The following is a 20,584-nucleotide window of genomic DNA, read 5'->3' as shown; positions in this document are numbered from 1 at the left end:
GGACTTGTACCCTGAGGGCATGAGCAGCCGGGGCCCCTATGCGAAAGGCATCGCCAAACGGCGGGAGATCCTCGACGTCGCCCTCGAGGTGGTGGCCCGCACCGGCTGCCGCAATGCGACGAACAAGATGATCGCGGAGACCGTGGGGCTCAGCCAGACCGGGCTCATGCACTACTTCGGCTCGCGGGAGGACCTCTACGTCGAGATCCTCCGCGCCCGCGACGAGCGGGACGCGGCGGAGTTCGTCACCCCGGAGTCCGGCATCGACGGGTTCATCGCCATCATCTCGCACAACGCGCAGGTGCCCGGGCTGGTGCAGCTCTACGTCGAGTTCTCCGCCGAGGCGACGATCCCCGGCCATCCCGCCCAGGCGTTCTTCACCGAGCGCCTGGCGTGGATGCGCCGCGTCCTCGTCTCCGCGCTGCGCGACCACCAGGTGCGGGGCGAGCTCGGCCCGCACCTGGACCTCGAGCAGGCCGCCGGCCTGCTGATCGGGGCGGCCGACGGCGCCCAGCAGCAGTGGCTGCTGGACCGCACCCACGACATGGAGGCCCAGCTGCGCGGCCTGTGGCGGATGATCCGCCAGGACTCCTGGCAGGAGGGTGATCGGTGAGCGTCTCGCAGGACTTCCTGGCGCAGTGCCCCCCGCTGGACCGCATGCCGCCGGAGGTCTCCGCGGCGATCGCCGCCGCCGGCGAGGTCCGCAGGGTCCGGCGCGGGGAGGAGATCTTCGCCGCCGGGGCGAGGAACACCGACGTCCACCTGGTGCGCCACGGCGCCGTCGAGCTGCGCGAGAGCGACGGGGCGCTGCGCTCGCGGCTGGGGGAGGGCGAGTTCTTCGGCCGGCGGTCCGCGACCGCGCACGAGCCCACCGCCTACCGGGCCACGGCGCTCGAGGACACCGTCCTCTACCGCTTCCCGGCGGCGATCCTCGCCCAGCTCGCGGCCGATGTCCCCGAGGTGCGGGCGGCCTTCGCCGGCAGCGCGCAGCGGCTCGAGCACGCGATGACCCGCACCGGCGTCGTCGACGCGGTGGGCGTGCCGACCGCGGCCCGCACCCGGGACCTCGTCACCCGGGCGGTGGTGCACGTCGAGCCCGGAGCCACGGTGCGCGAGGCCGCGACGGCCATGAACGCCCACGACACCTCCCTGGCCTGCGTGAGCGCCGGCGGCGAGCTGCTCGGCGTGGTCACCGACCACGACCTGCGCACCCGCGTGGTCGCCGCGGGCCGGGACCTGCGCACCCCCGTCAGCCAGGTGATGACGCCGCAGCCCTGCACCATCGCGGCGGACCGCTCCGGCTACGAGGCGATGGTCGTGATGCTCGAGAACGACATCCGCCACCTGCCGGTGACCGACGGCGGCCGGGTGATCGGGATCGTCTCGGCGGCGGACCTCTTCCGCGACCACCACAGCATGGCCGCGATCTCGCTCGCGGGCCGGGTCGCCCAGGCCGAGTCGATCATCGAGCTGTCGACCATGATGAGCGGCCTGCCGGAGCTGCAGGGCGCCCTGCTGGGGGCCGAGCTGCCGCCGCTGCAGGTCACCCACGTGCTCACCAGCATCGTCGACGCCTGCACGCGGCGCCTGCTGGCGCTCGCCGAGCGCCGCCTGGGCACCCCGCCGTGCGGGTACGTCTGGCTGGCGGTGGGGGCGCAGGCCCGCGGCGAATGGTCCCTCGGCAGCGGGCAGGCCAGCGCCCTGGTCCTCGAGGACCTCGACCCCGGCGACGAGTTCGCCCTGGCCGATGCCGAGCAGTACTTCTCCGAGCTCGCGCGACGCGTGACCAGCGGGCTCGAGGTCTGCGGCGTCGAGCAGCGCGAGGGGCCCCTGGCCGTGAACCCGCGGTGGCGCCAGCCCATCGGCCCCTGGCGGGAGTACCTGCAGCGGTGGATCGAGGAGGCCGACCGCGAGGAGCTGCGCGAGGTCTCCGCCCTCCTGGACCTGCGGGCCCTGCACGGGGACGAGGACCTCGCCGAGGAGCTCCTCGCGCAGCTGCGCTCCCGGCTGCGCCGCCCCGGGACCCTGGTACGGGCCCTCGCCGCGAACGCCGTCCAGGTCGCACCGCCGCTGGGCTTCTTCCGCACCTTCGTGCTCAGCCGCGACGGGGAGGGTCAGAAGGTGCTCGACATCGCCCGCGGCGGGATCGACCCGGTGGTCGACATCGCCCGCGTCTACGGCCTCGCCGCGGGGAGCATCGACCCGGCGTCCCCGCGGCGGCTCGAGGCCGCGCAGCGCGCCGGGCTGCTGCCGCCGGCGACCGCCCGTGACCTCGACAACGCCCTGACCCTCCTGTGCGAGATCCGCCTGCGCCACCGCCAGGCCCGCCGCGAGCGCGGGCTGATCCTCACCGACGAGCTCACGCCCGAGGCGATGACCGCCTTCGACCGGGGCCACCTCAAGGAGGCGTTCGCCGTCGTCCGCTCCGCGCAGACGCAGATGCGGCAGGCCGCGGAGTCCGGGGTTCTCGGTTAGGAGAGCAGATCGGGCCACGTGATCCCCAGCCGGTCAGCGGGCCACTTCGATGTCGAGGGCAACGAATTGCGCAGAGACGTGGGTGCGGGTTACGCCGTCAGTGCCTGTAAGAATTCGTGCGACACCACCGAAGAAGCACAGTGGTCCGACGTCGAGTGCCTCGGAGTTCCTCCAGAGTTCGGTCCAGGCCATAGCTGCTTTCCGGCTGCACCACCAGTCGACGTGGTACAAAGTCTTGACTTCTCCGCCGAGCATCGACGAGGACTCGAAATTGAGGACGACCCCGCTGTCAATTCCCTCCGGGTCGGGTTCGCCTGCAATTCTCGCTCCTGTGAGAAATCCCGAGGCTACTACTGTATGCAATTCAATCCTTTCGGTGACATCGGCGGCCCGGTCGGGCCCATATCCTGCATCAGCAGGCGGCCACGATGTCCTCACCGGTTCGCGTGCTCGAAGCTGCGTGCTGCTCGGTGAATCCGGCTCTGCCCGTGATCCAGATGTTCCATTCGCGCCGAGGTGGGCCGATGGCAACCGTGGTCCGGGGGTGCTTCGTATTCACTGAATCCGTGGCCGCATGCACGCTCCGAAATGGTGGACTTGCGAAACATGATCCCCGCGTGTTTCGGTGCTGCTTCTACCGCCTGCCGTGACTCTATCGTGCGTGACTGCAGGTGCAACCACAGTTGCCTATTTGTTACATAATCTGGGGTCCGTCGCGGCTGTGGGCTGCCGCCGACATCCTCGGCCTCGAGGAATCGCGGTCCTGAGTCGACGGGGCGGCGGGGGACTGATCGTGCGTGGACGTGACCCCTAGGGCCCGTTGGCCGTGAGGTTCCGATTCCAGCGCGACGCCGGGTCTTGCGGAAGATCTCGCCACGCGATACTGCTGCCCGAGCTGGTTCGAGAAGGCTATGGGACCTCAGCCGGCCTCCGCGGCCGCGGCGGCGACGTCGGCGGCGAGCTGCTCGGCATCGGCCTCGGGGAGGTCGTGGACGGTCAGGCGCAGGTGGTGCGAGGGCCCGGACTCGGGGTCGAGCTGGAACTCGTCCCCGGTGCGGGCCAGCCAGCCGCGGCGCATGAGCCGATCGGCGACCTGGCGCGCGGGGACCGGCACGGGGACCCACAGGCTGAGCCCGTCCCCGGGCGGCACGACGATGCCGTGGCGAGCCAGGCGGCCCGCGAAGTCCGCGTTGCGCGCGGCGTAGTGCGCCCCGGCGCGCTCGATGAGCGCGAGCGCGGCCGGGTCGCGCAGCACCGCGTGGCCGATCCGCTGCAGGAGGTGGCTGACCCACGTCGTCCCCGAGCCGAGCCGCAGCGCCAGGCGCTCGGCGGTGCGGGGGTCCGTGGCGGCGACGGCGAGGCACAGGTCCGGTCCCGCGAACTTCGAGACCGAGCGCACCAGCGCCCAGCGCCGGTGCTCCGGGCCGATGATCGTGTGGAACGGGTGGCGCGACAGCATCGAGTAGTAGTCGTCCTCGATGACCAGCACGTACGGATGCTCGGCCAGGACCTCGCGCAGCGCCGCGGCGCGGGCCGCGCTGCGGGAGGCGCCCGTGGGGTTCTGGGCCCGCGGCGTGCACACCACCGCGCGGACCCCCTGGTCCAGCGCGGCGCGCAGCCCCTCGACGGTCATGCCCTCGGCGTCCACCGGGACGGGGACCGCGCGGTACCCGCCCAGGCGCACCGTCTGGATGCTCGCGAGGAAGCAGGGGTCCTCCAGGGCGATCGCGTCGTCGCGCATGAGGGCCTGGCTGAGCAGGCGCTCGACCGCGTCGACCGCGCCGCTGGTGAGGGTCAGGCGCAGGGCATCGGCCTCGACGGGGACATCGGGCGCCATCCAGGAGCGGGCCCAGGCCTCGAAGCCGGGGTCGATCACGGCCTCGCCGTAGAGCACGGGGCGCCCGGCCGCGGACTGCAGGGCGGGGGCGAGGTCGGGGATGAGCGCCGGGCAGGGGTTGCCGGTGCCGACGTCGCGCAGCGCCCCGGCGGCGGCGTAGCCCTCCTGCGCGGGCGGGGCGGGGCGGCTCACCCGCGTGCCGGCACGGCCCTGGGAGACGACCGCGCCGGAGCGGGCCAGGCGCCGGTAGGCGGCGACAGCGGTGTTGCGGTTCACCCCCAGGCGCTCGGCGAGGGCGCGCACGGGCGGCAGCGGGTCGCCGGGGGAGAAGTGGCCGCGGTCGATGAGCTCGCGCACGCTGTCGGCGATCTCCGCCGCGGTGCTGCCGGCGATCCTCGCGGCCGCCGGGGTGCTGGTCTGCTCGCTCACCCGGTCGAGTCTAGGGGTGCCCCGCGCCGTCCACGGGACGGACGCCCGCTGGCGCCCGGCTTCGACATGGGTCATGATCTGTTTTGGCATAGATCAAAGTCGGACGGCGGGAGCGGGCACATGGCACAGGAGATCACCGGAGCGGGCGTGGTGGGGCGCGGCCTCGCGGAGATGCTCAAGGGCGGCGTCATCATGGACGTCGTCACCGCGGAGCAGGCGCGCATCGCCGAGGACGCCGGCGCCGTGGCCGTCATGGCCCTCGAGCGGGTGCCCGCGGACATCCGCGCGCAGGGCGGCGTGGCCCGCATGAGCGACCCCGACCTCATCGACGGCATCATCGAGGCCGTCTCCATCCCTGTCATGGCCAAGGCCCGCATCGGCCACTTCGTCGAGGCGCAGGTCCTGCAGGAGCTGGGCGTGGACTACATCGACGAGTCGGAGGTGCTCTCCCCGGCGGACTACGTCCACCACATCGACAAGCGCTCCTTCAAGGTCCCCTTCGTGTGCGGGGCCACGAACCTGGGCGAGGCGCTGCGCCGCATCACCGAGGGCGCGGCCATGATCCGCTCCAAGGGCGAGGCCGGCACCGGCGACGTCTCCGAGGCGACCAAGCACATCCGCACCATCCGCGCGCAGATCGCGGACCTCCAGGCCACCCTCGCCTCGAACCCCGACGAGCTGTTCGTCGCCGCGAAGGAGCTGCAGGCCCCCTACGAGCTGGTGCGCGAGGTCGCCGAGGCCGGCTCGCTGCCGGTCGTGCTGTTCACCGCCGGCGGCGTCGCCACCCCGGCCGATGCCGCCATGATGATGCAGCTGGGCGCCGACGGCGTGTTCGTCGGCTCCGGGATCTTCCGCTCCGGCGACCCCGCCGCCCGCGCCGCCGCGATCGTCAAGGCCACCACCTTCCACGACGACCCGGCGGTGATCGCCCAGGCCTCGCGCGGGCTCGGCGAGGCGATGGTCGGCATCAACGTCGCCGACATCCCGGCTCCGCACCGGCTGGCCGAACGGGGCTGGTGACCCGTGCCAGGACGGGAGCGTCGGCCCGTTTCCGTCCTGGACCCGGTCGCCGACCGATCCGGCGCCCTTCGCGCCGACTGCTCAGCTCCGTCCTGCCATGACTCCGCCGTCGGCGTCCCAGATCGCGCCGGTGACCCAGTCCGTGGCGTCCGAGAGGAGGAAGGCGACGATCTCGGCGACCTCCTCCGGCGTGCCGACGCGGCCGATGGGATGGAAGGAGTCGAAGTCGCTGATGGCGCTGTCGACCTCGTCCTCGGGGATGAAGCCTTCGTAGATCGGGGTCCGCACGACCGCGGGCGCGATCGCGTTCACCCGGATGCCGTGCGGAGCGAGCTCCATGCCCAGGTGCTGGGTGAGCGAATGCAGACCGGCCTTGGCCATCGAGCAGGCCGAGGAGGAGTTCTCGTGGATCCGGATCTCGGGCTCGGCCTTCAGCGTCGGCGAGTGCCCGCCGACGACGTCCCGGGTGAACAGGTCGGTGGCGAGGTAAGCCTGCGCGTTCCGCGAGTGCGGTCATAGGCGACGTGTATGACCAAGGGGCGCGGCGCGGGTCAGTCCTTCGGCTGGACGAGGCGGTCGGCGAGGGCGCGCAGCTCGTCGGCGAACGGCGAGCTCGGGTCCCAGACGGTCTCGTAGAAGATCTCGACGACGCGGCCGTCGGCGTCGAGGACCTCGCGGTGCGGGGCGTCGGGAGCCGCGAGCTTCGACTTGGGCAGCATGGCGGACCCCAGGCCGAGGTGGGACCACTCCTCGAGGACGCGATAGCTGCCCGCCTCGCCCGGGTAGGCGGTGACCGCGAGCTCGTGCTCCGTGAGCAGGCTGTGGGTGAACGTCGTGAGTCCGCAGGTGTCGGGCAGCAGGATCAGCTGTCGGCCGGCGAGGTCGTCCAGACGAGCCGGGCCCTCCCCGGGGTGGGGCTCGACGAGGACCAGGGGCTCGGAGTCGATCACCCGGTGCTCGTACCGCGGCATCGGCTCCACGGACGGCACGACGATGATGTCGAGCTCGCCCTCGACGAGAGCCTCGCGCAGCTCGCTCATGTTCGCCTCCCGCAGCACGAGCTGGCGTCGGACGTCCTGGCCGGGCTCGTCGCAGACGGCGCGATACGCGCTGGCGACGAGCTTGGGGTCGATGAGCGGGGAGACGCCGACGCGGATCGACCCGGGTCTCGGCGCGTTCCACCGCACGGCCTCGGCGTGCACGTCATCGAGCGCGGCCAGGACCCGTTCGATCCGCGGCAGCATGGTCTCCCCGAACGGGGTGGGCGTCACGCCCCGGGGCGAACGGTCGAACAGCTTCTCGCCCAGTGAGGCCTCGAGCTTGGCGATCCCGTTGGACAGCGCCGGCTGCGTGACTCCGTAGGCCTTCGCCGCCGCGCTGAAGGACCCCGTCTCCGCCACCGCTCGGACGTAGCGCATGCTCTCGGTGCTCATCCGTTCGGCCATACACAGATGTTATCCCCCGATTCCCGTTCGTCACCTACCGGGGACCGTCTGCCCGCGCCTACCCTGCCGGAGCAGCGCAGTCGGAACAGAGGAGGAACGCAGTGGCGAGCACGGCGACGACGATCCGGGTCCACGCACCAGACGGCCCTCTGGTCGCCGACCAGGTCGAGGTCCGGCCGCCGCCTCCGGGCTGGGTGTCCGTCGCGGTCGTCGCGAGCGGCCTGTGCCGTGCCGACCTCGGGACGGCCGCCGCGGACGGGGTCGACCTCCCGGTCACGCCGGGCCACGAGGCGGCCGGGACGGTCGTCGAGCTCGGCGAGGGCGTGGATCGCTGGCGGATCGGCGACAGGGTCGCCGTCGGCTGGTTCGGCGGCAGCTGCGGCCATTGCCGCGCATGCCGGAGCGGGGACGTCGTGCACTGCCCCGAGCGCCGGATCCCCGGCATCAGCTATCCGGGCGGCTGGTCCCGTCGGCTCCTCGTCCCTGCCGACGCTCTCGCCCGCATCCCCGACGGTCTCTCCTTCGTCGACGCCGCACCGATGGGCTGCGCCGGGGTCACCGCCTTCAACGCCGTCCGCGGTTCGGGCGTCCCCGCCGGGGGACGGATCGCCGTGTTCGGCATCGGCGGTCTGGGCCACCTCGCCCTCCAGGTCGCCGCGCGGAGCGGCCATGAGGTCATCGCGATCGCCCGCGGTCCGGAGCGGGAGCAGCTCGCGCGCGAGCTCGGGGCCGAGGAGTACCTCGACTGCGCCGCGACGCCGCCCGGCCAGGCGCTGCACGCCCTCGGCGGGGCCGACGCGATCATCAGCACCGCCTCGTCCACCGAGCCCCTCGTCGAGCTCCTGACGGGCCTGCGCCCTCGGGGACGTCTCATCCTGGTCGGCGTCGACGCCGGCTCCCTCGAGCTGCCGGTAGCACCGATGGTGATGCACGCCCTCACCGTCACCGGCCACCTCACCGGCAGCCCGGCCGACACCGAGCAGGCCATGGCCTTCGCCGTGCAGCACGGCATCCGGCCCGTCTCCCAGGTGCTCCCGCTGCACCAGGCCCAGGTCGCGCTGGAGGCTCTCCGCCGTGGCGAGGCCCGATTCCGCCTCGTCCTCGCCGCGACCGGGCCCGATGAGGAGGCGAGCGCATGACCGCCGCGCCGCTCACCCGCTCGCCGGGCCGCAGCCGTCTGCAGCGACGCACCCTCGTCGTCCTCGTCCTCATGCAGATCATCGGCACCGTCGGAGTCGGGGTCGCGCCCTCGATCGGAATCCTCGTCGCCGGGGACATCACCCAGAACGAGGCCTGGGCGGGCCTCGCCCGGACCGCCAGCACGCTCGGCGCCGCGCTCATGGGCGTGCCGCTGGGCACCCTCGCCGCCCGCCGCGGACGGCGGTTCGCGCTCGCATCCGGGTGGTGGACCGCCGCGGCAGGCAGCGCCCTGCTCGTCGTCGCCGCCCAGGGCCGGCTCGTCATCCCCCTCTTCATCGGGCTGTTCCTCATGGGAGCGGGTCTCGCCGTCAGCCTCCAGGCCCGGTTCGCCGCCACGGACCTCGCCGAGCCGCAGCGCCAGGGGCGTTCTCTCGCCCTCATCGTCTGGGTAGGGACGATCGGATCCGTGCTCGGCCCGAACCTCGCCGTGCCGGGACGGCTCATCAGCGACGCCGTGGGACTCGACCTCTATGCCAGCGCGTTCCTCGTCGCCGCCGTCTGCATGGCGATCGCCGGAGCGGTGGCCTTCGCGCTGCTCCGGCCGGACCCGCTGCTGGCGGCGCACGGTCAGGTCGTCGTCCCGACCGCCGGACCGCGCGGACGAGGGGCGATCGCCCGCATGCTCGGCGAGCTGCGGGTCAACCCCGGAGCGCGCTACGCGGTCCTGGCGATCGTCTCCGCCCAGATCGTCATGGTCGCGATCATGACGATGACGCCGGTCCACATCACCCACCAGGGCGGTTCGGTCGAGATCGTGGGCCTGACCATCAGCCTCCACATCGTCGGCATGTACGCCTTCTCGCCGGTCGTGGGCCAGCTCACCGACCGTCTCGGCCATCGGGCCACGATCCTCATCGGCCTGCTCATCCTTCTCGCCTCCCTGGTCCTCGGAGCGGCGCGGCCGGACGGCACCGGATGGATCATCGGCTCCCTGATCCTGCTCGGCCTGGGGTGGTCGTTCATCAACGTGGCCGGGTCCGCGCTGTTCAGCTCCGTCGTGCCGGTCGCCACGCGTGCGGCGTCCCAGGGAGGGGTGGATGCGCTGTCGAACCTCTGCGGCGCGACCGCGGCCTTCGCCGCGGGACCGCTGCTCGCGGCGACCTCGTTCTCGGTCCTCTCGATCCTGGCGATCGGCGCCCTTCTTCCGCTGACGGCGCTCCTCATCGTCCGCCGCCCCCATCCGGAAGGGCCGACGCCGTGACCGCGGGCGTGCAGCCGACGCGCGTCGACGTCGCCATCGTCGGCGGGGGAGCTGCCGGGCTCAGCGCCGCGATCGCTCTCGCCGAGGCCGGGCTGGCCGTGACCGTCCTGGAGGCCCGAGACCGCATCGGAGGTCGCGCCCGCTCCCTGTCCGTCGATGGCGGGGCGATCGATCTCGGAGCCACCTGGTTCTGGTCCGACGAACCCTGCATCCGGACGATGACGGACCGGCTCGGGATCGGCACCTTCCCCCAGCACATCGTCGGCGACGCCCTCTACGAGGCGCGCGCCGTGCAGCGGCTGGACGGCAACCCCGTCGACGCCCCCGCGTCGCGGTTCACCCGCGGCGCGCAGAGCCTCCTGGACGCACAGGCCCGGCGCCTCCCCGCCGGAGCCCTCCGCCTGGAGGATCCCGTCGAGTCGATCGTCGCAGGTCCGGACGGCGTGCGGGTCGGGGCGAGGTCGGGCGAGCTCCAGGCCGAGCACGTGGTCCTGGCCGTGCCTCCGGCGCTGGCCGCGGAGACCATCACGTTCTCCCCCGACCTGCCGACCGGACTGCGACGCATCGCCGAGCGGACCGCGGTGTGGATGGGCGGCGTGGTCAAGGCCGTCGCCGTCTTCGACGAGCCGTTCTGGCGGTTCCGAGGACTCTCCGGCTCCGCCATCAGCCACGCCGGCCCCTTCCGGGAGTTCCACGACCACAGCGGCCCCGACGGCACCCCCGCCGCGATCTTCGGATTCGCTCCGGCCGCCGGACTGCCGGTGCAGGACGACGACGGCATCGCATCCGTCTTCCAGGATCAGCTCATCAGGCTGTTCGGCACGGATGCCGCCCGCCCGCGAGAGGTCCGCACGGCCGACTGGAGCGCCGAGCGGTTCACGCAGCCGCGACGCACGGCCGACGTCGGCACCGGCACGTTCGGTCACCCTGCGTTCCAGCGCCCGGTCCACGACCGGATCCACTGGGCGGCCACCGAGACCGCACCGGCGTACGCCGGCCACCTCGAGGGGGCCATCCTCGCCGGACTCCACGCCGCCGAGGCCATCCGCAGCCGCAGACCTGCCGCATCCGCCCGCAGACCCGCATCGAAAGGCCCGAACCATGACCGACCATCTGAAGCCGCTGACCGAACTGCTCGCTGAATACGACCGCGCCTGCGCCTATACCGAGGACCTCTGGAGCGACCTCACCCCCGACGAGGTGGTCTGGAGGCCCCACGAGAACTCCTCCGCCATCGGCTGGCACCTGGGTCACCAGGCTCACGTCGCACACTTCATGATCCGCAACCTCACCGCTGCCGAGCCGAGCCCCGACCCGGACCTGGACGGCATCATGGACTCAGCCAACCCCGAGCAGTTCCGCGGAGCGCTGCCGACGATCGACCGGCTGCGCTGGTTCCGCACCACCGTGGCCGAACGCGTCCATGACAGGGTCGGCGCGATCGCCGCCGGCCGCGTCGGAGCACCCGACCAGCTCACCGTCATCGCCGGCCACATGCTGACCGCGATCATCAACCACGAGTACCAGCACGACCAATGGATCTCCGAGGTCCGCGCCCAGAACCTCGGCCACGCGCTGCCCGAAGATCCCGCCGGCGATGCCCTGTGCCGCGTCGACGGCTACCTCCTCCTGAACCCTCTGCGCTGACCGAGACCGCTGGTGGGCGCTGCAGAGTGGCAGTGCCGCTGAGCCGCGGTGCACCGAGGTCGTCGGCACCGGCGACCTGGGGGCCGGTCCGTCATGATGGAGGCGGACCACGACGAAGGAGCCGGCCATGCCTGAGATCACCCCCTACATCTGCGTGCCCGACAGCCGGGCCGCCGTCCGCTGGTACTGCGATGTGCTCGGCGCGCAGGTCAGCGTCGACCCGATCGTCATGGACGACGGCCGCGTCGGGCATGTCGAGCTGAGCGTCGGCGGCGCGCGTCTGATGATGTCCGACGCGTTCGAGGAGGCCGGCGTCGCACCGCCGGATCCCCACCGCGGGGCGGCGGTCAGCCTGCACCTGGACGTGGAGGACGTCGACGCCGTGGTCGCGCGGGCCGCGGCCGCAGGCGCCCGGGTCGACCGCGCGCCGGAGGACACGCCGCACGGTCGCCTCGCGGTCCTGCGCGACCCGTCGGGGCATCGGTGGTTCCTGAACCAGGGATGACCGCGGTCGCCTCGCGCGAGCTCCGCGCCGTTGTCGCGGCGCACCGGCGGGAGTAGGGTCCCCGGGCATGGACATGCTCACGGGGGAGACGATCGCCGCGGCCGGGCTCGCGGACTGGCGCAAGCTGGCCCAGGGGCTCCACGCCCGGTATCGGATCGAGGACTTCGCCGTCGGTGCGCAGTTCCTCGTCGCGGTCGCCGCCGCGGGCGACGAGATCGGGCATCACCCGCGCGCGGCGATGGGGACGGGGCATGTCGACCTCGTCCTGGTCAGCGACGATGCGATCTTCCGCCCCGGTGACGGCTCGGAGCTCGTCGTCCAATGGGTGACGCAGCAGGACCTCGACCTCGCCGCGCGGATCACCGGGATCGCGGCCGAGCAGGGGCTGCAGGCCGATCCCGCCGCAGTCAGCCAGATCGAGCTGGGACTGGACACAGCGCGCTCCGCGCGGATCGCCCCGGTCTGGGCGGCCCTGCTCACCGGGACCCCCGAGTCCCAGGGGCACGGTTCGCCGAGCGACGAGATCCGCGATCCGACGGGGCGGGTGCCGAATCTCTGGTTCGGGGACGCGGAGGAGGACGATGCCCCGCAGCCTCGGTTCCACCTCGAGGTCTACGTGGCGGCCGAGGTCCGTGAGCAGCGGATCGCCGCCGTGCTCGCCGCCGGCGGGAGCATCGTCGACGACAGCGAGGCTCCGGGCCTGACCGTCATCGCCGATCAGGAGGGGAACCGCGGCGTGATCTGCGTGGACACCTCGGCCGCAGGGAAGGCCTGAGCGAGCGTCGGGGCCCCGGCGCCGCCGGTCAGCGGGGAGCGGGACGGGATCCGGCGTCCGCCGCCTCGGCCCCGTCGAGCGGGGCATCGGTCCGGGCGCCGTCCCGGTCCCGGCGCGCCACGAGCCGGTTGAAGCGCTCGGACATGAGCAGCCCCAGCGCGACCAGCACGCCCAGCATGGCCGGGAACGTCCACATCCCCGTCGCGCTGGAGAGCGCGCCGAACAGCGGCGGCGCGAGGGTCGACCCGGTGTAGGCGGCGGCCATCTGGATGCCGATGATCGCCTGCGAGCTGCGGCGGCCGAAGTTCACCGGCGTGGAGTGGATGATCGCCGGATAGATCGGCGCGCAGCCCAGGCCCGCGATCACCAGTCCCGCCAGGGCGAGCATGTCGGTGCCCACCGGCAGCGCGATCAGCACGATCCCGGCGGCGACGGTGAGGAAGCCCCCGCGGATCAGCTGCCGGTCCCCGGCCCGATCGGCGAACAGGCCGGTGAGGAAGCGCCCGGCGGTGATGCCGAGCAGGAACAGGGAGGCGAAGGCCGCCGCCGTGGCGGGGACCACGGCCCGCTCGCTGACCAGGTACGTCGAGGCCCACAGGATCGCCGTGCTCTCGAGGGCGCAGTAGGCGAAGAAGGCGGTCAGGACCAGGGGGACGCCGGGGATCCGCAGAGCGGTCGCCAGCGGGACGTGGGCGCGCGACTGCCCGACCTCCCCTGCGACATCGGCCGGATCGGGCTCGGGGGCGGGCCTCGCCCTGCCCCACAGCGGCAGGCTCAGCAGCAGCACCAGGGTCAGCCCGGCCTGGGCCACGCCGATGGTCAGGTAGGCGCCGGTCCAGCCCATGTCGGAGGTCAGGGCGTAGCTCATGATGAACGGGCTGATGGACGCGCCCACGCCCCAGAAGCTGTGCAGCCAGTTCATGTGGCGGGCGGCGTAGTGCAGGGCGACGTAGTTGTTCAGGGCCGCGTCGACCGCGCCGGCTCCCAGGCCGTAGGGGATGGCCCACAGGCACAGCATCCAGAACGCGCTCGAGGTGGAGAAGCCCACGAGCGCGGCCGCCGTCATGCCGACGCTGATCGCCGTGACCCACCCGGCGCCGAGCCGGCGGGTGGCCCGCTCCGAGGCCAGGCTCGAGGCGATCGTGCCGCCGGCGATGATCATCGTGATGATGCCGGCGAAGGCCACCGGGACGCCGAGGTCCTGGTGCATGACGGGCCAGCCGGCCCCGACCAGGGAGTCGGGGAGTCCCAGGCTGATGAAGGCGATGTAGATGATCGCCAGCAGGAGCGAGTACATGGGCGGTGCTCTGCCTTCCTCGGTGGGGGACGGCGCGCGCCGTCGCGGGGGAGTCTACCCACGATGAGGACGTTCGTACACAAGGGGTGGTGCCCGTGGATGAACCGTGATGGCGCCGGGCCGCCCCGAGGCCGGGCCTCGCGCTACCCTGGCGCGCATGCATGAGCACCTCCCCGCCCCCTCGGCCCCTCGGATCGGCGGCGGCCGATGAGCGTCCGCGTCGGCGTGCTCGCCCTGCAGGGCGACGTGCGCGAGCATCTGCGCGTGCTCACCGACCTCGGGGCCGATGCGCGGCTGGTGCGCCGCCCCGAGGAGCTCGCGCAGGTCGACGGCCTGGTGCTGCCCGGCGGGGAGTCCACCGTCATCGACCGGCTGTCCCGCGCCTTCGGGCTGCGGGACCCGCTGCGCGCCGCGATCGCCGACGGCCTGCCGGCGCTGGGGACCTGCGCGGGGCTGATCCTGCTGGCGGACCGGATCCTCGACGGCGCCCCCGGCCAGGAGACCTTCGGGGGGCTCGACGTGACCGTGCGCCGCAACGCCTTCGGCAGCCAGGCGGAGTCCTTCGAAACGCGGCTGCAGGTGCCCTCGCTCGACCCGCCGGAGGTGCGGGCCACCTTCATCCGCGCGCCCGTGGTCGAGGAGATCGGCCCCTCCGCCCGAGCGCTGGCCCGCCTCGAGGACGGCCGCACCGTCGCCGTCGCGCAGGGGAGCCTGCTGGGCCTGTCCTTCCATCCGGAGGTCTCGGGGGAGACGCGCTTCCACCGGCTGCTCGTGCAGCGGGCGCGCGAGCGCGGCTGAGTCCCGGGCTCCTCCGACGGGCGGCGCCATGGGGACTCCTCCCCATGGCCCCGCCCGCGTCCCCGCCGTACGCTCGACCTGCAGGGGCAGGGGAGACGAGCAGCGCAGGAGGCAGCAGGGATGACCACGTTCTACGGGGCCGATACGGAGTCCCTGCGCGACGGCTCCTCGCTCGTCGCCCGCCGCGCCGAGATGCTGCACGACCTCGAGGCCCGGCTGCGCGCCCTCATCGAGGGCGTCACCTGGACCGGCCCGGATGCCGACGCCTTCCGCACCGAATGGTCCTTCCGCGTGCGCCCCGCGATCGCCGACGCGGCCCACCTGCTGCGCCGGCGCAGCCTCGCCCTCGCGGCCGCGGCCGATGAGCAGGACGCCGCCTCCTCCCCGGACGGGCCCCGCGATGCGGGCGGACCGCGGCACGTCCCGGCCCTGCCGGGCCTCCCGCTCGGACCGGTCGAGCTGCCGCGGGTCGAGCTGCCGCCGATCATCGGAGGGCCGCATCTCGTCGCCCCCGAGCCGCCCCTCCTGCGGGTCGACCCGCCCCTGGTCGGGGGTCCGCAGCCGATCGTGCCGGGAACGCCGCTCGGGCCCATCCGGCCGCCGCGGTTCTTCACCTGCCCGGTGCCGGTCCAGCCGGGCTGGCGGATCGGCGAGGACCTCGGCACCTTCCATGCCCTGCCGGCCCCGGTGACGCTGCCCCCGGGGGTGCTGGTCTCGGAGTCCATCGGGCACGAGTAGCCTGGGGCCCGCGAGCACCGGGAGCCCGTCCCGGAGCGCGCGGAGCACAGGAGGCCCGATCGCATGTCCGCCCAGCCCGTCCTCGTCCTGGTCCCCGGAGTCGCCGGCGGCGGCACGCACGCCATGCCCTACGCGGTCGCCGAGGAGGCCGCGGCGCAGCTGACCGTGATCGACCTGGGCGTCACCCGCGGCGACGGCGTCTTCGAGACCGTCGGCGTGTTCGACGGCGCTCCCCAGAACCTCGGGCCCCACCTGCAGCGCCTGGCCCGCAGCGCCGAGATGCTCGAGCTGCCCGCCCCCGACCTCGACATCCTCGAGGAGGCCTTCGCGCTCGCCGTCCACGAGCACGCGGACGTCCCCGAGCTGTCCGTGCGCGTGGTGATGACCCGCGGGAACGAGGGCTCCGGGCGGCCCAGCGCGTGGATCCACGCCCGCGAATCCGTCGACTGGTCCCGCGAGCGCGCCGGCATCCGCGTCGCCGCGCTCAGCCGCGGCCTGCCCAGCACCGTCGTCGCCGATGCGCCCTGGCTGCTGGCCGGCGCCAAGACCCTCAGCTACGCCGGGAACATGGCGGCGGTGCGCGAGGCGAAGCGGCGCGGCGCGGACGACGTCCTGTTCGTCTCCACCGACGGCTACGCCCTCGAGGGGCCGACCTCCACCCTGCTGGTCCGCCATGGCGAGGCCTTCTCCACCACCCCGGTCAGCGCGGGCGTGCTGCAGGGCACCTCCGTGGCCTCCGCCTTCGCGCTGCTGGCCGCCGAGGGCGCGAGCACGGGGGAGCGGTTGATGACCCCGGCGGAGGTCGCCGCCTCCGACGGCGCCTGGCTGCTCTCGAGCACCCGCCTGGTCGCACCGATCACCCACCTCGACGCGCAGGAGCTGCCGCAGGATCCCGAGCTCACCGCCCGCCTCCTGGACCACCTGCGCGGCCGCTGAGCCGGCGTCAGGCCGCGACGGGCCTCCGGCGGCGCAGGCCCGCGGTCACCAGCGCCGCGAGCAGCGTCAGCACCGCGCCGCCGATGGTCGCCGGGGTCAGGTGCCCCTGCCCGCCCAGCGCGTCCAGCGCCACGGAGCCGATGATCTGCCCCGAGATCGTGGCCATCGCCAGCGTCAGCACGCCCAGCGGCCCGGCCAGGTGCGCGGCCATCGCGATGAAGACGACGCCGATCGCGCCGCCGCAGTACAGCAGCGGGTTCGTCGGCAGCGGCTGCGGGGCGCCGACCACGAGGGCATGGATTCCTGCGGCGAGCACCAGCGCGGTGGTGCCGACGATGAAGTTGCCCAGGGTCGCGACCATGAAGTGGCCGCTGTGCTGGGAGACGCGGCCGTTGACAGCCTGCTGCAGGCCCATCGCCACGCCCGCGACCATCGGCAGCGCGAGCAGGTACCACGGGGCCTCGGTGGCGATGCCGCCGGACATCGCCAGGGCCACCGAGGCGACCATCATGATCGCGCCGACCACGCGGGTGGGCGTCAGGTGCCGCACCCCGCCGGGGCCCAGCCCCACCCGGTCCACCACCAGGCCCGTCACCGTCTGGCCGGCGACGACGCAGACGATGAACAGCGCCACGCCGATCAGGCCGACGCTCAGGCCCTGGCCGAGCACGAAGGTCGCCCCGCCCAGGCCGCCCAGCGCGAGCGGCCAGGGGAAGCCGCCCGAGCGCAGGTCGCGCCAGAACCCGCGCGAGAGCTCGCGCACGCGCGGCATCACCACGAGCAGCAGCAGGATGATCACCAGCCCGCTGCCGAAGGAGATCGCGGCGGCGGTGAAGCCGTCCTCGAGCTCCGCCGCGAGATCGGCGTTGATGCGGGACTGCAGCGCCCCCATCACGCCGCCGACCACGGCCGCCGGGAGCGCCCAGCGCGGGGCGTGCAGCGGGGCGGGGGCCGGGATGCCGACGGGGAGGGGCGGGGTCTGCGGGGGAGTGCTCGTCACGTCGGTCCACGATACGCCGGGGCGCCCGCCCCCGGTCGCGGGCCGCCCGCGCAGGTCTTCATCGGCCGATGGGAAAGCGATAGCCTGACCGGGTCCGTGCCGCCGCGGCGCCCGGCCGCGGCCCGTCCCCGAGGAGCATCATGCCCAGCACGCCCGCGATCACCTTCCACGACGGCCGTTCCATCCCGCAGCTCGGCTTCGGCGTCTGGCAGGTCGGCCCGGAGGAGACGGCCGAGGTCGTCGGTCACGCGCTCGAGGCCGGCTACCGCCACATCGACACCGCCCGCGGCTACAACAACGAGAAGGGCGTGGGCGCGGCGCTCGCCGCCACCGACATCCCGCGCGACGAGATCTTCGTGACCAGCAAGGTCCCCAACCAGGACCAGGGCCGCGAGGCCACCCTCGCCTCCTTCGACGCGACCATGGCCGACCTCGGCCTCGAGGAGCTGGACCTGTACCTCATCCACTGGCCCGCGCCGGGCGTGGGCCTGGCCGTGGAGACCTGGAGGACGCTCGTCGAGCTGCAGGAGCAGGGCCGCATCCGCTCCATCGGCGTCTCGAACTTCCGCGCCGAGGACCTCGCGCTGCTCGAGGCGGAGACCGGCGTGCTGCCCGTCCTCAACCAGATCGAGCTGCACCCGTACTTCGCCCAGCCCGAGCTGCGCGCCCTCCACGCCGACAAGGGCATCGTCACCGAGTCCTGGTCCCCGCTGGGCCAGGGCGGCGGCGAGCTCACCGACCCCGTGGTCGAGGACATCGCCGCCGCGCACGGCGCGACGACCGCGCAGGTCGTCCTCGCCTGGAACCTGGCGCTGGGCAACGTCGTCATCCCCAAGTCCGTCACCCCCGAGCGCATCGCCCAGAACCTCGCGAGCCTCGAGGTCGAGCTGACCTCCGAGGAGGTCACGGCGATCACCGCCCTCCACCGGGGCGAGGCCGGCCGCCAGGGCCCGGACCCGTCCGTCTTCGGCGGCCACCAGGGGCGCTGACCCCGTGACCAGCGGCCCCGGGCGGACGCCGCGGGCGGCGGTGAAGGCGATGATCGTCCGCGACGGGGCGATCCTCATGAACCGGTCCCGCGTCCGCGGCGCCGACGGGCGCGAGCGCGAGATCTTCGACCTGCCCGGGGGTGGCCACGAGTTCGGCGAGACCCAGGAGGAGGCGCTGCGCCGCGAGTGCCTCGAGGAGATCGGCGCCCGGGTCCGGGTCCACGGGGCGGCGCTGGTGTACGAGGTGCGCACCTGGGCGCCGGACCGCACGCACCTCACGTTCCAGCAGGTCAACGTCGCGTTCTGGGCGGAGCTCGAGGCCGGGGAGGAGCCCGGGCTCGGCAGCGCGCCCGACGGCGCCCAGGTCGGGACCGCCTGGCTGCCGATCCGCGACCTGCCCTCCTACGAGGTGCACCCCGCGGGCGTGGCGGCGTGGCTCCTGGCCGACCCCGGCTCCCGCCCCCTGGGCATCGGCCCCTTCGAGATCCCTCCGGAGCTCTGAGCCCGGGCCGCGCCGACCCGCCGGCGCGCGCGATGCGCGCCCTCGTTCGCGCGGCGGGCGTGCCGGTCGCGGCGAGGCCGCGGTCGGGGAGGGCGACCGCGAGACTCGAGGAATTGCAGGCCCCTGTTCCAGGACATCGCTTTCCGTGGAACAGGGGCCTGCAATTCCTCCAGGGCGCGGACACGATCATCCGTCTCCCCCCTGGAGCGGGCGCGGGTGCCGCCGTCCCCGATCGCCCGGGCTGCACCTCGGGCTCTCTGCGCCTGAGCGCGCGACGGGTCGCGAGGCGTCCGCCGGCGCGCGGTCGTGCGCGCCTTGACGCGTGGGCCGGGTCACTCTAGGCTCCTCCCGGACATAAAAGTTCCCGAAAAGTTTTGCGGCGGGAGCGGGCGAGAGGTGACGTCATGGAGGACGTTCCGGCCCGGCGACGCCGCGCAGCGCATCGGCCCGAAGGGGCCTGCCCCGAGTCGAAGGAGACGACATGATGCGACGCGAGATCCTCACCGCCGCGGCGGTCACCGCCGGAACGATCGCCGGAGGGACGCTGGTCGCCGGCTCGGCGGCCGCCGCCCCGGGCGGGGGCGACGCGGCGCCCGGCCGCGGCACCGCGCCGGGGCTGGCGAAGAAGGACACCCTGGCGTTCGCGGCGGGGTCGGCGATCCGGATCGGCACCGCGGTCGCCGGCGGCGGGCACCATGACAGCCAGGACTACCCGCCGCCGTTCACGGACGATGCGACCTACCGCGAGCTCCTGGGGCGCGAGTTCACCTCGCTGTCGGCGGAGAACCAGATGAAGTGGGACTTCCTGCGGCCGGACCGCGAGACCTTCCGCTTCGACGAGGCCGACGCGATCATGGACTTCGCCGCCGAGCACGGCCAGGTCGTGCGCGGGCACACCCTGCTGTGGCACAACCAGAACCCGGAGTGGCTCGAGCAGGGCGGCTTCTCCGCGGACGAGCTGCGGGCGCTGCTGAAGGAGCACATCGAGACCGTCGTCGGCCGGTACGCGGGGCGCATCCACCAGTGGGACGTCGCCAACGAGATCTTCGACGACGACGCCCGGCTGCGCGAGGAGCAGAACATCTGGATCCGCGAGCTGGGCATCGGGATCGTGGCCGATGCCTTCCGCTGGGCGCGCGCCGCCGATCCGCAGGCCCAGCTCTTCTTCAACGACTACAACGTCGACGGCATCAACCCCAAGTCCGACGCCTACTACGCGCTCATCCAGGAGCTGCTGGCCGACGGCGTGCCGGTCGACGGCTTCTCCACGCAGGGCCACCTCTCGACCCGCTACGGGTTCCCCGGCGACCTGGCCGACAACCTCCAGCGCTTCGCAGACCTGGGGCTGCGGACCGCCGTCACCGAGCTCGACGTGCGCATGGACCTGCCCGACGGCGCGGAGCCCACCCCGGAGCAGCTCGAGAAGCAGGCCGAGTACTACCGGCGCGTGACCGAGGCCGCGCTGTCCGTCGAGGGCTGCGAGTCCCTGACGCTGTGGGGCTTCGTGGACACCTACTCGTGGGTGCCGGTCACCTTCGAAGGCCAGGGGGCGGCGACGGTGATGTGGGAGGACTACACCCGCAAGCCGGCCTACCACGCCGTGCGCGACGCCCTCGCCGCGGCGAGCGGCCGCGCCGGCCATCCCGCCCTGGAGCGCTGACCCGCTCCTCGCCTCCCGACCGGGCCCGCCACCTGCACAGCGCAGGAGGCGGGCCCGTCCGCATGTGCACACCTGTGCGTTTCCCGGATTACCCCCGGGGAGGGGCTTGCGCGCCCGCTGTGCCGGAGGG

General features: G+C 73.4%; 21 protein-coding genes. 15 read left to right on the top strand and 6 right to left on the bottom strand.

Annotation, left to right across the window (positions count from 1 at the left end; all coding sequences use genetic code 11):
• Positions 1 to 19 precede the first annotated feature (19 nt).
• Entirely contained in the window at positions 20 to 613 is a 594-nt protein-coding gene (locus ABD234_RS13115) for a TetR/AcrR family transcriptional regulator (protein ID WP_344356973.1), read from the top strand.
• Positions 610 to 2,475 (top strand): putative nucleotidyltransferase substrate binding domain-containing protein, encoded by a 1,866-nt coding sequence (locus ABD234_RS13110; RefSeq protein ID WP_344356970.1) that lies wholly within the window; start codon positions 610 to 612, stop codon positions 2,473 to 2,475. Before ABD234_RS13115 ends, ABD234_RS13110 begins: the two co-directional genes overlap by 4 nt.
• Positions 2,476 to 2,508: 33 nt before the next feature.
• On the opposite strand, the gene ABD234_RS13105 is transcribed toward ABD234_RS13110, so the two are convergent.
• Complete coding sequence (locus ABD234_RS13105; protein WP_344356967.1) at positions 2,509 to 2,913, bottom strand: hypothetical protein; 405 nt, start codon at positions 2,911 to 2,913, stop codon at positions 2,509 to 2,511.
• 481 nt (positions 2,914 to 3,394) lie between these two features.
• The gene (locus ABD234_RS13100; RefSeq protein ID WP_344356965.1) at positions 3,395 to 4,741 is read right to left on the bottom strand and encodes an aminotransferase class I/II-fold pyridoxal phosphate-dependent enzyme; all 1,347 of its coding nucleotides are present in this window, start codon (positions 4,739 to 4,741) and stop codon (positions 3,395 to 3,397) included.
• A gap of 120 nt (positions 4,742 to 4,861) precedes the next feature.
• On the opposite strand from ABD234_RS13100, the gene pdxS reads away from it, so the two are divergent.
• Positions 4,862 to 5,761: a pyridoxal 5'-phosphate synthase lyase subunit PdxS gene (gene pdxS / locus ABD234_RS13095; protein WP_344356962.1), complete on the top strand. Its 900-nt coding sequence runs from the start codon at positions 4,862 to 4,864 to the stop codon at positions 5,759 to 5,761.
• Between the two features lie 81 nt (positions 5,762 to 5,842).
• Here the strand turns inward: pdxS and ABD234_RS13090 are convergent, their stop codons facing one another.
• Together ABD234_RS13090 and ABD234_RS13085 are read right to left on the bottom strand one after the other, a co-directional pair.
• Complete coding sequence (locus ABD234_RS13090) at positions 5,843 to 6,172, bottom strand: SDR family NAD(P)-dependent oxidoreductase (protein ID WP_344357364.1); 330 nt, start codon at positions 6,170 to 6,172, stop codon at positions 5,843 to 5,845.
• A 140-nt stretch (positions 6,173 to 6,312) separates the two neighbouring features.
• On the bottom strand, positions 6,313 to 7,194 hold the full coding sequence (locus tag ABD234_RS13085) for a LysR family transcriptional regulator (RefSeq protein WP_344356959.1): 882 nt from the start codon (positions 7,192 to 7,194) through the stop codon (positions 6,313 to 6,315).
• 113 nt (positions 7,195 to 7,307) lie between these two features.
• Here ABD234_RS13085 and ABD234_RS13080 point away from each other — a divergent pair, with 113 nt between their 5' ends.
• From ABD234_RS13080 to ABD234_RS13055, 6 genes are all read left to right on the top strand, one after another.
• The gene (locus ABD234_RS13080; RefSeq protein WP_344356957.1) at positions 7,308 to 8,345 is read left to right on the top strand and encodes an alcohol dehydrogenase catalytic domain-containing protein; all 1,038 of its coding nucleotides are present in this window, start codon (positions 7,308 to 7,310) and stop codon (positions 8,343 to 8,345) included.
• The gene (locus ABD234_RS13075) at positions 8,342 to 9,607 is read left to right on the top strand and encodes an MFS transporter (RefSeq protein ID WP_344356954.1); all 1,266 of its coding nucleotides are present in this window, start codon (positions 8,342 to 8,344) and stop codon (positions 9,605 to 9,607) included. The genes ABD234_RS13080 and ABD234_RS13075 overlap by 4 nt, the downstream gene beginning before the upstream one ends.
• Entirely contained in the window at positions 9,604 to 10,749 is a 1,146-nt protein-coding gene (locus ABD234_RS13070) for a flavin monoamine oxidase family protein (protein WP_344356951.1), read from the top strand. The genes ABD234_RS13075 and ABD234_RS13070 overlap by 4 nt, the downstream gene beginning before the upstream one ends.
• Positions 10,709 to 11,254 carry a DinB family protein gene (locus ABD234_RS13065; protein ID WP_344356948.1) on the top strand — a complete coding sequence of 182 codons (546 nt, stop codon included), beginning with the start codon at positions 10,709 to 10,711 and terminating at the stop codon, positions 11,252 to 11,254. Before ABD234_RS13070 ends, ABD234_RS13065 begins: the two co-directional genes overlap by 41 nt.
• Positions 11,255 to 11,381: 127 nt before the next feature.
• Positions 11,382 to 11,759 carry a VOC family protein gene (locus tag ABD234_RS13060; protein ID WP_344356945.1) on the top strand — a complete coding sequence of 126 codons (378 nt, stop codon included), beginning with the start codon at positions 11,382 to 11,384 and terminating at the stop codon, positions 11,757 to 11,759.
• Between the two features lie 67 nt (positions 11,760 to 11,826).
• Entirely contained in the window at positions 11,827 to 12,534 is a 708-nt protein-coding gene (locus tag ABD234_RS13055) for a VOC family protein (RefSeq protein ID WP_344356942.1), read from the top strand.
• A gap of 28 nt (positions 12,535 to 12,562) precedes the next feature.
• Here the strand turns inward: ABD234_RS13055 and ABD234_RS13050 are convergent, their stop codons facing one another.
• Positions 12,563 to 13,831: an MFS transporter gene (locus ABD234_RS13050; RefSeq protein ID WP_344356940.1), complete on the bottom strand. Its 1,269-nt coding sequence runs from the start codon at positions 13,829 to 13,831 to the stop codon at positions 12,563 to 12,565.
• A gap of 207 nt (positions 13,832 to 14,038) precedes the next feature.
• On the opposite strand from ABD234_RS13050, the gene pdxT reads away from it, so the two are divergent.
• The 3 genes from pdxT to ABD234_RS13035 all read left to right on the top strand — a co-directional run bounded on the left by pdxT (position 14,039) and on the right by ABD234_RS13035 (position 16,303).
• Positions 14,039 to 14,629 carry a pyridoxal 5'-phosphate synthase glutaminase subunit PdxT gene (gene pdxT / locus ABD234_RS13045; protein WP_344356937.1) on the top strand — a complete coding sequence of 197 codons (591 nt, stop codon included), beginning with the start codon at positions 14,039 to 14,041 and terminating at the stop codon, positions 14,627 to 14,629.
• Positions 14,630 to 14,749: 120 nt separating this feature from the next.
• Positions 14,750 to 15,367: a WXG100 family type VII secretion target gene (locus tag ABD234_RS13040; RefSeq protein ID WP_038373356.1), complete on the top strand. Its 618-nt coding sequence runs from the start codon at positions 14,750 to 14,752 to the stop codon at positions 15,365 to 15,367.
• A gap of 63 nt (positions 15,368 to 15,430) precedes the next feature.
• Positions 15,431 to 16,303 (top strand): aminotransferase class IV, encoded by an 873-nt coding sequence (locus ABD234_RS13035; RefSeq protein ID WP_038373355.1) that lies wholly within the window; start codon positions 15,431 to 15,433, stop codon positions 16,301 to 16,303.
• Between the two features lie 7 nt (positions 16,304 to 16,310).
• Here ABD234_RS13035 and ABD234_RS13030 read toward each other — a convergent pair whose 3' ends face one another.
• Positions 16,311 to 17,303, bottom strand: a complete 993-nt coding sequence (locus ABD234_RS13030) for a DMT family transporter (protein ID WP_344356934.1) — start codon at positions 17,301 to 17,303, stop codon at positions 16,311 to 16,313.
• Between the two features lie 140 nt (positions 17,304 to 17,443).
• On the opposite strand from ABD234_RS13030, the gene ABD234_RS13025 reads away from it, so the two are divergent.
• From ABD234_RS13025 to ABD234_RS13015, 3 genes are all read left to right on the top strand, one after another.
• Complete coding sequence (locus ABD234_RS13025) at positions 17,444 to 18,292, top strand: aldo/keto reductase (protein WP_038373353.1); 849 nt, start codon at positions 17,444 to 17,446, stop codon at positions 18,290 to 18,292.
• A 4-nt stretch (positions 18,293 to 18,296) separates the two neighbouring features.
• Complete coding sequence (locus ABD234_RS13020; protein WP_232226428.1) at positions 18,297 to 18,794, top strand: NUDIX domain-containing protein; 498 nt, start codon at positions 18,297 to 18,299, stop codon at positions 18,792 to 18,794.
• Between the two features lie 481 nt (positions 18,795 to 19,275).
• Complete coding sequence (locus ABD234_RS13015; protein ID WP_344356931.1) at positions 19,276 to 20,454, top strand: endo-1,4-beta-xylanase; 1,179 nt, start codon at positions 19,276 to 19,278, stop codon at positions 20,452 to 20,454.
• The last annotated feature ends 130 nt before the right edge of the window (positions 20,455 to 20,584 follow it).

Source organism: Brachybacterium phenoliresistens, assembly GCF_039530785.1.
GTDB lineage: Bacteria > Actinomycetota > Actinomycetes > Actinomycetales > Dermabacteraceae > Brachybacterium > Brachybacterium phenoliresistens.
The sequence above is the reverse complement of the archived record's forward strand: the minus strand, read 5'-3'. Positions and strand labels throughout refer to the sequence as shown.

Bases quoted from the DNA above. Each gene is read 5' to 3' on its own strand.
- ABD234_RS13085 (WP_344356959.1), bottom strand. From the start codon at position 7,194: ATGAGCACCGAGAGCATGCGCTACGTCCGAGCGGTGGCGGAGACGGGG.
- ABD234_RS13040 (WP_038373356.1), top strand. From the start codon at position 14,750: ATGACCACGTTCTACGGGGCCGATACGGAGTCCCTGCGCGACGGCTCC.
- ABD234_RS13060 (WP_344356945.1), top strand. From the start codon at position 11,382: ATGCCTGAGATCACCCCCTACATCTGCGTGCCCGACAGCCGGGCCGCC.
- ABD234_RS13065 (WP_344356948.1), top strand. From the start codon at position 10,709: ATGACCGACCATCTGAAGCCGCTGACCGAACTGCTCGCTGAATACGAC.
- ABD234_RS13025 (WP_038373353.1), top strand. From the start codon at position 17,444: ATGCCCAGCACGCCCGCGATCACCTTCCACGACGGCCGTTCCATCCCG.
- pdxS (WP_344356962.1), top strand. From the start codon at position 4,862: ATGGCACAGGAGATCACCGGAGCGGGCGTGGTGGGGCGCGGCCTCGCG.
- ABD234_RS13055 (WP_344356942.1), top strand. From the start codon at position 11,827: ATGGACATGCTCACGGGGGAGACGATCGCCGCGGCCGGGCTCGCGGAC.
- ABD234_RS13115 (WP_344356973.1), top strand. From the start codon at position 20: ATGAGCAGCCGGGGCCCCTATGCGAAAGGCATCGCCAAACGGCGGGAG.
- ABD234_RS13035 (WP_038373355.1), top strand. From the start codon at position 15,431: ATGTCCGCCCAGCCCGTCCTCGTCCTGGTCCCCGGAGTCGCCGGCGGC.
- ABD234_RS13075 (WP_344356954.1), top strand. From the start codon at position 8,342: ATGACCGCCGCGCCGCTCACCCGCTCGCCGGGCCGCAGCCGTCTGCAG.
- ABD234_RS13050 (WP_344356940.1), bottom strand. From the start codon at position 13,831: ATGTACTCGCTCCTGCTGGCGATCATCTACATCGCCTTCATCAGCCTG.
- pdxT (WP_344356937.1), top strand. From the start codon at position 14,039: ATGAGCGTCCGCGTCGGCGTGCTCGCCCTGCAGGGCGACGTGCGCGAG.
- ABD234_RS13015 (WP_344356931.1), top strand. From the start codon at position 19,276: ATGATGCGACGCGAGATCCTCACCGCCGCGGCGGTCACCGCCGGAACG.